Annotated in this window: 9 protein-coding genes and 1 riboswitch; of the genes, 2 read left to right on the top strand and 7 right to left on the bottom strand. The window is 65.0% G+C overall.

Annotation, left to right across the window (positions count from 1 at the left end):
- Positions 1 to 9: 9 nt before the first annotated feature.
- The 4 genes from C4S70_RS14990 to mraZ are packed head-to-tail and all read right to left on the bottom strand — an operon-like array spanning position 10 to position 3667.
- The gene (locus tag C4S70_RS14990; protein ID WP_104008924.1) at positions 10 to 1803 is read right to left on the bottom strand and encodes a peptidoglycan D,D-transpeptidase FtsI family protein; all 1794 of its coding nucleotides are present in this window, start codon (positions 1801 to 1803) and stop codon (positions 10 to 12) included.
- Positions 1800 to 2156, bottom strand: a complete 357-nt coding sequence (gene ftsL / locus C4S70_RS14985; protein WP_104008923.1) for a cell division protein FtsL — start codon at positions 2154 to 2156, stop codon at positions 1800 to 1802. Before ftsL ends, C4S70_RS14990 begins: the two co-directional genes overlap by 4 nt.
- Positions 2153 to 3148, bottom strand: a complete 996-nt coding sequence (gene rsmH / locus C4S70_RS14980; RefSeq protein WP_104008922.1) for a 16S rRNA (cytosine(1402)-N(4))-methyltransferase RsmH — start codon at positions 3146 to 3148, stop codon at positions 2153 to 2155. Before rsmH ends, ftsL begins: the two co-directional genes overlap by 4 nt.
- A 3-nt stretch (positions 3149 to 3151) precedes the next feature.
- Entirely contained in the window at positions 3152 to 3667 is a 516-nt protein-coding gene (gene mraZ / locus C4S70_RS14975; protein ID WP_104008921.1) for a division/cell wall cluster transcriptional repressor MraZ, read from the bottom strand.
- Positions 3668 to 4566: 899 nt separating this feature from the next.
- On the opposite strand from mraZ, the gene C4S70_RS14970 reads away from it, so the two are divergent.
- Entirely contained in the window at positions 4567 to 4785 is a 219-nt protein-coding gene (locus C4S70_RS14970) for a DUF1127 domain-containing protein (protein WP_104008920.1), read from the top strand.
- A 438-nt stretch (positions 4786 to 5223) separates the two neighbouring features.
- On the opposite strand, the gene C4S70_RS14965 is transcribed toward C4S70_RS14970, so the two are convergent.
- Positions 5224 to 7611, bottom strand: coding sequence for an ATP-dependent helicase (locus C4S70_RS14965; protein WP_104008919.1), 2388 nt, complete (start codon positions 7609 to 7611; stop codon positions 5224 to 5226).
- Between the two features lie 447 nt (positions 7612 to 8058).
- Positions 8059 to 9243 (bottom strand): O-succinylhomoserine sulfhydrylase, encoded by a 1185-nt coding sequence (gene metZ, locus C4S70_RS14960; RefSeq protein ID WP_104008918.1) that lies wholly within the window; start codon positions 9241 to 9243, stop codon positions 8059 to 8061.
- A gap of 67 nt (positions 9244 to 9310) precedes the next feature.
- Positions 9311 to 9388: riboswitch (SAM riboswitch) on the bottom strand.
- 69 nt (positions 9389 to 9457) lie between these two features.
- On the opposite strand from metZ, the gene C4S70_RS14955 reads away from it, so the two are divergent.
- Positions 9458 to 10159 carry a glutathione S-transferase N-terminal domain-containing protein gene (locus C4S70_RS14955; RefSeq protein WP_104008917.1) on the top strand — a complete coding sequence of 234 codons (702 nt, stop codon included), beginning with the start codon at positions 9458 to 9460 and terminating at the stop codon, positions 10157 to 10159.
- Positions 10160 to 10246: 87 nt separating this feature from the next.
- Here C4S70_RS14955 and C4S70_RS14950 read toward each other — a convergent pair whose 3' ends face one another.
- Entirely contained in the window at positions 10247 to 11569 is a 1323-nt protein-coding gene (locus C4S70_RS14950) for an ammonium transporter (protein WP_104008957.1), read from the bottom strand.
- Between the last annotated feature and the right edge of the window lie 25 nt (positions 11570 to 11594).

The following is an 11594-nucleotide window of genomic DNA, read 5'->3' as shown; positions in this document are numbered from 1 at the left end:
CATACCGTGTCAGTTCGAAGTCAGCGTTATACCAGCCCGCTGTCCGGGTTCAACTCGGGGGCGCAGGCCCAGAAGCGGTGCGACGCGCGCGATCAGCTCGGCCGCGACCGGCGCCGCGGTCCAGCCCGCCGAACGCCGCACCCGGCCGGCGGCGTGGATTGACGGTTCGTCCAGCGTCACCACCAGAACGTATTTCGGATCGCTCGCAGGGAACATGCTGGCGAAAGTGGCAATCACCTTGTCCTTGTAATAGCCGCCCTTGGGGTTGGGCTTGTCGGCGGTGCCGGTCTTGCCGGCGACCTCGTAGCCAGGCACCTCGGCGAAGGACGCGGTGCCGTCCTCGCCCGCCACCACCTGCCGCAGCATGGCGCGCGCCGCGGCGGCGGTGCGTTCGGACATCACGCGGGGCCCCAGCTGGGGTTCGGTCTGCTTGAGGATGGTCGGGCTGACGACGTGCCCGCCATTGGCGATCGTCGCATAGGCCGCGGCCAGGTTCATCGGCGTGGTGGACATGCCGTGGCCATAGGAAATCGTCATCATCTCCAGCTCGTGCCACTGTCTGGGCAAGAGCGGCCTGCCGCTGCGGGCCTCGACCAGTTCGATTCCCGTCGGATCGAACAGGCCCAGATCGCGCAGGAACTGTTTCTGACGTTCGACTCCGATCATCTGGGCGACACGGGCGGTGCCCACATTCGAGCTCTTCTCGATCACCTTGGCGAGCGTCAGCGTCGGGCCGTAGTTCTTGTTGCGGAACTCGCCGATCTCGTGACCCGACTGGATCAGCGGTCGGCGCGTGTCGATCGGCGTGTCGGGGTTGACCAGCCCCAGATCGACCGCCTGCGCGGCCGTGAAGATCTTGAAGGTCGAGCCCAGCTCATAGACGCCCTGCACCGCCCGGTTGAACAGCGGGCTGTCGCTGGGATCCCCGCTGACGGCGGGCCGTGGCCGGTCGTTGGGGTCGAAATCGGGCAGCGAGACAAGCGACAGAACCTCCCCCGTGCGGACATCCATCAGGATCGCGGTCGCGCCCCTGGCGTTCATGATCCGCATGCCCCCTTCCAGCACGCGCTCGGCGGCGTCCTGAACGCTGAGGTCGATCGACAGCTGCAAGGGCCTGCCTTCGTTGGCCGGGTCGCGCAGGAACCCGTCAAAGGTCTTTTCCACGCCGGCCACGCCGATCACTTCGGCAGCATTCACACCTTCCTTGCCGAAGGTGGCGCCGCCCAGGACATGCGCCGCCAGCCGCCCGTTGGGATAAAGCCGCATCTCGCGCGGGCCGAACAGAAGACCGGGGTCACCGATGTCGTGCACGGCCTGCTTCTGCTCGGGGCTGATGCGCTTCTTGATCCAGACGAATTTCCGCTTGCCGGTGAAGTCGCGGATCAGCCGCTCCTCCTCGAGATCGGGAAAGATATTCTTGAGCTGCTTGGCCGCCGCAATCGGGTCCACCATTTGCGGGGGCTGGGCATAGAGTGCAAAGGTTTCCAGATTTGTCGCCAGAACGTGGCCGTTCCGGTCAACGATGTCGGCGCGCTGCATCGTGATGCCGTGGCTGCGGTTGGCGGCGACCGGCTCTTCGGGTTCCGACATCGACAGATGCGCCATGCGCAGCCCGATCGTCACGAAGCCAGCCAGGAAAAACAGCCCCAGCACGACCAGCCGACCCTCGGCCCGGGCGCGATCGCGGGCCTGCATTTCCTCGTGTCGGCGGCGGATGTTTTCGCGTTCGATGGCGTCGGGGTTCTCGCCCCGGGCGCGGGCCGTCAGGATGCGGGCCAGCGGGCGCAGCGGCGTGCGGATCATCGGTTCGGCTCCGCGTTCATGGTGGACACGTCAACTGCGTTGGCGATCGGCAATTCGGCGGCGGGCGGAGGCGGAAAGGCGACCTCGTCCACCCGGCCGAACTGGGTGGGGCGCAACGGCAGAAGCCCCAGCCGGTCGTAATTCAGCACCGCCAGCTCGCGCAGCCGGTCGGGCCGGTTGAGATAGGCCCATTCGGCATTCAGCACATTCAGACGGACCTCTGCCTGCCCGATCAGTCGCTGCAACTGGCGCGTTTCCCGCAACACCTGCTGGGTGGCGTAATTCTCGCGATAGGCCCAGAAGGCCAGCCCGACGACCGCCACCGCGGTCAGCACGTAGAGAAGGTTCCTCATCTGCGCGTCTCCTTCAGCACGGGCATGCCGATGGATTTCGGATCGACCGGACCAGAGGGCGCCCCGGTGCGCACCGCCACCCGCAGCCGGGCCGATCGCGCGCGGGGGTTTTCGGCCAGCTCGGATTCGTCCGGCGCGATCGCCTTGCGGGTCTTGAGCACGAACTGCGCCGCCGTTTCCGGCATCTCGGGCGCATAGCGGTTGGCGCGCCCGGACTGACCCGACCGCGCCATCAGGAACCGCTTGACCATCCGGTCCTCAATGGAATGAAAGGTGACGACTGCAAGCTGCCCGCCGGGTTTCAGCGCGCGCTCGGCCGCCATCAGACCGCGAAACAGTTCTCCATATTCGTCGTTGACGGCAATCCTCAGCGCCTGAAAACTGCGCGTGGCGGGATGCGACTGGCCGGGTTTGGCCCGCGGCAGACAGGATTCGATGATCTCGGCCAGGCGCGTGGTCGTGGTGATCGGCGCCTCCTCGCGCGCGCGAACGATGGCGCGAGCGATCCGGCGGCTGGCGCGCTCTTCGCCATAGTGAAACAGTATATCGGCCAGTTCCGCTTCGGAGGCGGTGTTGACGAGATCGGCCGCGGACGGCCCCTCCTGCGACATGCGCATGTCCAGCGGCCCCTCCTTCATGAAGGAAAAGCCGCGTTCCGCCTGGTCCAGCTGCATCGACGACACGCCGAGATCCAGCACCACGCCGTCAAGATCCACGGCACATTCGTCCATGCGCGAAAACACGCCCTGCCGCATCTCCAGCCGGTCGCCATACTGACCGGCCCAGCCCGCTGCCATTTCAAAGGCCAGCGGGTCGCGGTCCACCGCGATCACCTTGTCCGCGCCGGCCTCAAGCAGCGCCCGAGTGTAGCCGCCCGCGCCGAACGTGCCGTCCAGCCAGACCCCGCGAACCGGCGAGACCGCCTTAATCAGCGCGCGCAGCAGAACCGGAATGTGCGGAGCGTCGGGTCGGGGCCGGTCGGCGGCAGCCATGGATCACTCTCCGCCCTGCCGGGCCAGCGCCATGTCCAGCGCCTCCATCAGGTCGGTGCCTTCGGGGATGTCAAAGCCCAGCCCCTCGTCATCCTCGCTCATGTGCTGTTCGTAGCGGTCCGGCGCCCAGATGCGAAAGGTGTTCAGCGTGCCTTCGAACACGGCTTCCTTGTCGAGCCCGATCTTTTCGCGCAGCCGCGCCGGCAGGACCAGCCGCCCGTCGGGGTCAATCTCGGAATCATGCGATAGGGTCAGCTTTTCCTTGATGAGCCGGCTTTTCAGGCGCGACGCGGGCAGGCTGTTGATCTTGTCCTCCAGCGCGTTGATCTCTTCGATCGTGTAGCCTTCGAGGTAATCCTGCCCCTTGGGGCCGTAGACGAGCACGAATTGCGGGCGCAGGCCTTCGGTATAGTCCGGGTCGCCGGCCTCGATCACGCGACGAAATGCGGCCGGGATGGAAACCCTTCCCTTCGCATCCACCTTGAAGGTGTATTCGCCTCTGAACCTCCTGCGGCCCAATGCACCTGTCCCCGCGTTGCGCGCCCCCGCGTGCCCCCCCCGTTGAATGGAAAACGGCGGGTTGAACTGCTGCCAATGTTCAACCCGCCGCCTTGTCCCGCCTTGCGGGGTGTCCGACTGCGCACGCACCTGGGGGGATGTCTGCTCGCTCGCGCGCCGGATCTGTCGTTCGGAGGAAAGCGGGTGCCTGCATGAAACCTGCTTTTGTTTTTCTGGTTCGGGTTCGTCTGATCGACTCTTTCCCGCTCCCTTCCGATGACCAATTCATCTCATGGGAATTCATGGAAATCAACGAAAAATTTCCGCCACCACTTGATAAACGCTCAACCTCGAAACCAAAAGACAAGTCAAAATCAGCACGAAATCACATCATTTAGATATTTTTTTAATCATGCACACCATCCATAGTGTTGATAGCACCGAACCCAGATCGTCCCGTGAATTCCCAAAAATTTTTTCCGACAAGTTGCCCCAACCCATATGATCCTGATTTGTTCTCCATTTTCTGGCGCGAATCAACCCCATCTCTCCGCAAATCCCACGAGATTCGGGCAACTCGCACCGACTCAGGTGGCCCTTGCGGGTACGCCGGATTCCGTCGTCCCGTCATTTCCCGTGAAATCAACCCGCCTGACCCCGCGTTGCGCATGACGCGACCAGGCTCCATCCGCCCCGCGCCCGCCGGCATCGCGGCGCGCGGCAAGACAAACGCGCCGATATAGCACCGCGCCTGCGCGGTTCAACCGGGTGGACGTTAGGTAAAACATGCACTTGCTGCATAGCAGCATTGAGGTGGCAGGGGATTGTGCAATCGCAGCAAAAGGCTATTTTCGCCTCAACGACGCCGCGACGGCGCGGCACACACGACACGCAAGATCACGCAGGATACGGATAGAACAATGGCTGCTACCACTCACGTCACGCATCACAAAGGTTTTGCCTTTGCCGCGCCGGCCGCCCTGTTCCAGGCAGCCCGCGAACGTTTCGCCGAATATCGCCGCTATCGCCGGACCGTCAACGAACTGTCCGAACTGAGCGACCGGGAACTGGCCGATCTGGGCCTGCACCGTTCGGCGATCAAGTCCGTGGCCCTCGAGGCCGCGAAGGCCGGAAACTGATCCGGACACAGGTTTCGAGAGATCAGGTTCTTTCTCCTCCTCCCTGAGAACCTGACTTTCGCGGCGGCACTTCTCCTCCTCCCTGGTGCCGCCGCACAATTACCGGAGATCGGGCATTCTCCTCCTCCCTGGCCCGATCCCGGCAACAGAGCGGTGGCGCCTCTCCTCCTCCCGGGCGCCACCGCCCAAGGATCCCGGCGAGAGCCGGAAACTGCAACGGGGCCTTCTCCTCCTCCCTGCGGCCCTGAAGCAGGCAAGACCGTGATGGTGCGCCTCCTCCTCCCTCGCATCATCGCGCGACATACCGGCCAAGGCCGGGTTCGGGGCGACGGACCGCCTTCCTCCTCCTCCCTTCGGTCCGCGACCCGCACATAGAAACGGCGGCACCGCTCCTCCTCCCCGGTGCCGCCGTTTTTTGCTCCGGTGTTTCCGAATGCGTCAGAACGGGATGTCGTCCGCCGCGGTCACGAAGCGCGCCACGACCTTCTTGGTCCCGGCCTTCTCGAAAGCGATTTCCAGCTTGTCGCCCTCGATGCCCGTTACCGTGCCATAGCCGAATTTCTGGTGAAACACGCGGTCGCCTTCGGCATGGCTGGACACGGCCTGCGCGTCGACCACCATGTTCCGGGCTTCGCGCGGCTGGGCCAGCCCGCGCTGTCCGGCACGGGCCTGCATCCGTTTCCAGCCGGGGCTGTTATAGCCATCCACGGCTGCCGCGCGATCCTCGATCCCGCCGCCCGCCGCCGCAGCACCGTAACCGCCGCCATAGAGCCCCGGCGGGGTCAGAACCTCGACGTGTTCCTCGGGCAATTCGTCGATGAACCTGGACGGAAGTTGCGACTGCCATTGCCCATAGACCCGGCGGTTGCCGGCGAACGAAATGGTGCACAGTTCCTCGGCGCGGGTGATGCCGACATAGGCCAGCCGGCGTTCCTCCTCCAGCCCCTTGAGCCCGCTTTCATCCATGCTGCGCTGGGACGGGAACAGCCCGTCTTCCCAGCCCGGCAGGAACACGGCGGGAAATTCCAGCCCCTTGGCCGCGTGCAGGGTCATGATCGACACCTTGTCGTCGGCATCGTCCGAATCATTGTCCATGATCAGGCTGACATGTTCGAGAAATCCCTGAAGGTTCTCGAAATTCTCCAGCTGGCTGACCAGTTCCTTGAGGTTTTCCAGCCGCCCCGGCGCCTCGGGTGTCTTGTCGTTCTGCCACATGGCGGTATAGCCGGATTCGTCCAGGATGATCTCGGCCAGCTCGACATGACCGGTGTCCGCCGTCATCCGGCCCCAGCGGGCGATGTCCCCGACCAGCTGCCGCAGCGCCGCGCCGCCCTTGCCCTTGATCGCGCCGGATTCAACCGCCAGCGCCGCCCCTTCGACCAGGCTCACGCCGCTTTCCCGCGCGATACGCCGGATCGTCTGCTGCGCCTTGTCGCCAAGGCCCCGCTTGGGCGTGTTGACGATGCGCTCAAAGGCCAGATCGTCCTCGGGGCTGACCACGACGCGGAAATAGGCCATGGCATCGCGGATCTCCATCCGTTCGTAGAATCGCGGGCCGCCGATCACGCGATAGGGCAGGCCGATGGTCAGGAACCGATCCTCGAAGGCGCGCATCTGGTGGCTGGCGCGAACAAGGATCGCGATCTCGTTCAGACCAAAGGGCCGCATCCCCCGCGTGCCGCGCTGCATCGCCTCGATCTCCTCGCCGATCCAGCGCGCCTCTTCCTCGCCGTCCCAATGGCCGATCAGCCGGACCTTTTCACCGCCTTCGCGGTCGGTCCACAATTCCTTGCCCAGCCGGCTTTCATTGCCGCGGATGACATTCGACGCCGCGGCAAGGATATGCGGGGTCGAACGATAATTCTGCTCCAGCCGCACCACATGGGCGCCCGGAAAATCCTTTTCGAACCGCAGGATGTTGCCCACCTCGGCGCCGCGCCAGCCATAGATCGACTGGTCGTCGTCGCCCACGCAACAGATGTTCCGGTGTGCTCCGGCCAGCAGCCGCAGCCACAGATACTGGGCGACGTTGGTGTCCTGATACTCGTCCACGAGGATATAGCGGAACCAGCGCTGATACTGCTCCAGCACGTCCGGATGGGCCTGAAAGATCGTCACCATGTGCAACAGCAGGTCGCCGAAATCCACGGCATTCAGCTCGATCAGCCGGCGCTGGTATTGCGCATAAAGCTCCACCCCCATTCGGTTGTAGGCGCCGGCATCCGCCGCCGGCACCCTGTCCGGCGTCAGGGCGCGGTTTTTCCAGCCGTCGATGATCGCCGCCAGCTGCCGCGCGGGCCAGCGCTTGTCGTCGATACCCGCCGCCGCGACCAGCTGTTTCAGCAACCGCAACTGGTCGTCCGTGTCCAGAATGGTGAAGTTCGACTTCAGATGCACCCGCGCCGCGGGATCCTCGACCACGCCCTCACCCCGGTCGAACCCGATCAGTTCCGCATGCCGCCGCAACAGCTTCACGCAGATCGAATGGAACGTGCCCAGCCACGGCATGCCTTCGACCGCATGGCCCAGCATCTGCCCCACCCGTTCCTTCATCTCGCGCGCGGCCTTGTTGGTAAAAGTCACGGCGAGGATCTCGTTGGGCCGCGCCCTGCCCGTGTTCAGCAGATGCACGATTCGGGCGGTCAGCGCCCGCGTTTTCCCCGTGCCCGCCCCCGCCAGCATCAGCACCGGGCCGTCCAGCGTCTCGACCGCTTCGCGCTGGGCGGGGTTCAGTCCCTCCAGATAAGGCGCGGGCCGCGCCGCCATCGCACGCGACGACAACGAGGCCGCCGCCACGAACGCATCGGATTCGTCAAATTCGCTCATGACCGGGACAATACCGGCTCGGGCCGGGAAGGAAAAGGCATGTTCCACGAATGTTCCGCGCGCCAAAACACCCAGCCGAAGCCTCCACAGCTTGTTTCCAGTCGAAAATGCTCCGGTCCGCCTGAGATGCGGCATGGTGTTGGCGCGGGCGGGAGTTGGGAAATACCCGGATGCGACGTTGCGGGCAAAGCGTTCGATGACATGGCTCCTCCGCCCGGACCCTGAGCGGCCTGACCTTCGCCGAAAGGCCCGGCGCAGCAGGCAAGGCGGTCAAGCAGGCCATCATTGCCGTCGCGCGAAAACTGGCGGTCGTCCTCAACGCAATGATCCAGAAAAACAGACCTTGTCGCCCAGGCTCAGGAACATACTTCCCGGAGGAACGCGGTCCGCAGCAACATGGTGCATCGCCCCCCTGCCCGGCAATCTCCCCGCTCCGAACCGGCGGCGTTACGATGCCGCCTCCAGCGCCTGCCGGAAATCCGCGATCAGATCGCCCGTGTCCTCCAGCCCCATCGACACTCGCACAAGCCCCGGCGTGATCCCCAGCGCCGCCTTCCGTTCGTCCGGCAGGCGCTGGTGGGTGGTGGTGGCCGGATGGGTCACGATCGTCTTGGCATCGCCCAGATTGTTGGAAATCCGCGCGATCGTCAGCGCGTCGAGGAAACGGAACGCCGCCTCCTTGCCGCCCTTCAGCTCCAGCGACACCACCGTGCCGCCCTTGCCCATCTGCCGGACGCACAGCGCGTGCTGGGCGTGGCTGGGATGGCCCGGATAGATCACGCGCGCCAGCCCCGAATGCCCGATCAGCGCATCCGCCACAGCCAGCGCCGTATCGGCCTGCGCGTTCACCCGCAGCGACAGGGTTTCCAGCCCCTTGAGCATGACCCAGGCATTGAAGGGCGACATCGACCCGCCCGTGTGCTTCATGTAAGGCTCGACCGTCTTGCGGATGAACGCGCGGCGCCCCAGGATCACGCCACCCAGCGCTCGGCCCTGCCCGTCGATATGTTTCGTCGCCGAATAGACCACCAAGTCGGCCCCCTGCGCGATGGCGTCGGAAAAGACCGGCGTGGCAAAGACATTGTCCACGATCACCGTGGCCCCCACCCCGTGCGCCAGATCGGCCACGGCGGCCACGTCGATCACCTCGAGCGTCGGGTTGGAGACGGACTCGAAAAACACCGCGCGCGTATCCGCGCGCAGCGCCGCGCGCCACTGGTCCAGATCCGTGCCATCGACCAAAGTGACCTCGACCCCGAACCGGGGCAGGATCTCTTCCAGGATGTAAAGACACGACCCGAACAGCGCCCGCGCCGCGACCACATGGTCGCCCGCCTTCAGCATCGAGCACAACGCCCCGTTCACCGCCGCCATGCCCGAGGCGGTGGCAAAGGCGTCCTCCGCCCCCTCGATCTGCGCCATGCGGTCCTCGAACATCGCCACCGTGGGATTGCCGTAACGGGCATAGATGAACTCGTCCGGGCCGGCCTCGATGAACCGCGCTTCGGCCGCCTCGGCGCTGGGATAGTCAAAACCCTGCGTGAGGAAAATCGCCTCGCTCATCTCGCCATACTGGCTGCGGCGCGTGCCGCCATGCACCGCCTTTGTGCGTTTGCTCCAGCTCTCCGCCATGTTCCGTCCTCCGGCCCGGGCCCCCTCCGGGCGCAATGAAAAAGCCCCCGTCGCGGCCAAGCGAAAGGGGGCTTTCATCCTGACCTTTTAGCGGCATTGTTTAACGTGGCCCGCAATCCGGTTACAAATCGCCACGAACTGATGCCTGGGCATTACGCCGCGGCGCGGCAGCGGTCAAGTCCCGATCGCACCGCGCAGACAGAAGGAAACCGCCATGCCCCGCCCCATCGACCTCTACTACTGGCCCACGCCGAACGGCTGGAAGATCTCCATCGCGCTCGAGGAAATGGACCTGCCCTATGACCTGCATCTGGTGGACATCAACAAGGGCGACCAGTTCGACCCCGATTTCCTAAGGATCGCGCCGAACAACAGGATGCCGGCGATCGTCGATCCCGAAGGCACGGACGGCGCCCCGATCTCGGTCTTCGAATCGGGGGCGATCCTGCTCTATCTCGCGCGCAAGACGGGACGATTCTACGGCGATACGGAACGCCGGCGCGTCGCGGTCGAACAATGGCTCATGTGGCAGATGGGGGGCCTTGGCCCGATGGCGGGTCAGGCGCATCATTTCCTGAAATACGCCCCGTTGCTGGATCCCCCGCAGGACATCCCCTATGCCAAGGACCGCTATCGGCGCGAGGTGGCGCGGCTCTACGGCGTGCTCGACCGGCAACTGGCGCGGAACGAATACGTGGCCGGCCCCGACTTCACCATCGCCGACATGGCGATCTGGCCCTGGGCAAGCCTCTGGGAAGGGCAGGAACAGACGCTGGAGGACAAGCCGCACATGGCGCGATGGCTCGAGACGGTCGGCAATCGCCCCGGCGTGCGGCGTGGCCGGGCGCTGGCGGCCGAGCTGCGCAAGGCGCCCACGTGGGACAGCGCGGCGCAGGACGTTCTGTTCCGCCGCTGAGCCCCGGCAGGACATGGCGACAGCCGCGACCGGAGGATCGCGGCTGTCGGGGCGGGCCGGCGGTATGCCGGCCCTCTCCGCTTCGGGTCAGACCTTGGAGAACTCCGGGTAGGCCTCCATGCCCAGTTCGGCCATGTCGAGCCCGTTGATCTCTTCCTCTTCGCTGACGCGGATGCCCACGGTCGCCTTGAGGATGAACCAGACCACGGCCGAGACCACGCTCACGAACAGGCCCACCACGATGATCGAGGTGATCTGGGTCATGAACGAGGCGTCGGCATTGGTCAGCGGCACGGCCAGGGTGCCCCAGACCCCGGCGAACAGGTGAACCGGGATCGCGCCGACCACGTCATCGATCTTCAGCCGATCCAGGAAGGGCACCGCGAAAACCACGATCACGCCGCCGACAGCCCCGATCAACGTCGCCGCGCCCAAGCTGGGGGTCAGCGGCTCGGCGGTGATGGACACCAGACCCGCCAGCGCGCCGTTCAGGATCATGGTCAGGTCGGGTTTCTTGAACATGACCTGCGTCATGATCATCGCCGCGATCGCCCCGCCGGCGGCGGCTGTGTTGGTGTTGGCGAAGATCCGGCTGATGTCGGCCACGTTGCCGGCCGTGTCCATGTAAAGCTGCGAGCCGCCGTTGAAGCCGAACCAGCCCAGCCACAGGATGAAGGTGCCAAGCGTCGCCAGCGCCAGGTTCGAACCGGGGATCGGGTGCACGCGGCCGTCCTTGTATTTGCCGATGCGGGGGCCAAGGATCAGCGCCCCCATCAGCGCCGCCCAGCCACCGACCGAATGCACCACGGTCGAACCCGCGAAATCCAGAAAGCCCATCTGGTCAAGGAACCCGCCGCCCCATTTCCAGCTGGCCTGGATCGGGTAGATCAGCCCGGTCAGCACGATGATGAAGATCAGAAACGGCCACAGCTTGATCCGCTCGGCCAGCGTGCCCGATACGATCGAGGCGGTGGTGGCGCAGAACATCAGTTGAAAGAAGAAGTCCGATCCGACCGAGGCATAGCTCAGATCGGTTTCAGTGTCGGCCAGCCCGACCGGCTCCAGAACCGCCGTGCCAAAGGCGCCCAGCACGCCGTCAACGGTCCAGCCGTCACCGGGATACATCAGGTTGTAGCCGATCAGGTAGTAGAGGATCGCGGCGAAGGAAAACAGCGCCATGTTCTTGGTCAGCTGCATGGTCACGTTCTTGGACCGCACCAGCCCGGCCTCGAGCATCGAAAACCCGGCGGCCATCCACATCACCAGGAAACCGGTGACAAGGAACATGAAGGTGGTGAAGATATAGCCGATCTCCTCGTTCGGCGGGGTGGTGTCGGCCTCTTGCGCCGCCCCCAGCGCCGGGAGCGCGATCAGGGCCGCGGCGGGCAGAATGGTCTTGAATGCTTGCATCGTTCTTTCCTTGATTGTTCCGGCG

The sequence above is a fragment of the Jhaorihella thermophila genome (assembly GCF_900108275.1).
Classification (GTDB): Bacteria; Pseudomonadota; Alphaproteobacteria; order Rhodobacterales; family Rhodobacteraceae; genus Jhaorihella; species Jhaorihella thermophila.
The sequence above is the reverse complement of the archived record's forward strand: the minus strand, read 5'-3'. Positions and strand labels throughout refer to the sequence as shown.

Bases quoted from the DNA above. Each gene is read 5' to 3' on its own strand.
- C4S70_RS14990 (WP_104008924.1), bottom strand. From the start codon at position 1,803: ATGATCCGCACGCCGCTGCGCCCGCTGGCCCGCATCCTGACGGCCCGC.
- ftsL (WP_104008923.1), bottom strand. From the start codon at position 2,156: ATGAGGAACCTTCTCTACGTGCTGACCGCGGTGGCGGTCGTCGGGCTG.
- rsmH (WP_104008922.1), bottom strand. From the start codon at position 3,148: ATGGCTGCCGCCGACCGGCCCCGACCCGACGCTCCGCACATTCCGGTT.
- C4S70_RS14970 (WP_104008920.1), top strand. From the start codon at position 4,567: ATGGCTGCTACCACTCACGTCACGCATCACAAAGGTTTTGCCTTTGCC.
- C4S70_RS14965 (WP_104008919.1), bottom strand. From the start codon at position 7,611: ATGAGCGAATTTGACGAATCCGATGCGTTCGTGGCGGCGGCCTCGTTG.
- metZ (WP_104008918.1), bottom strand. From the start codon at position 9,243: ATGGCGGAGAGCTGGAGCAAACGCACAAAGGCGGTGCATGGCGGCACG.
- C4S70_RS14955 (WP_104008917.1), top strand. From the start codon at position 9,458: ATGCCCCGCCCCATCGACCTCTACTACTGGCCCACGCCGAACGGCTGG.
- C4S70_RS14950 (WP_104008957.1), bottom strand. From the start codon at position 11,569: ATGCAAGCATTCAAGACCATTCTGCCCGCCGCGGCCCTGATCGCGCTC.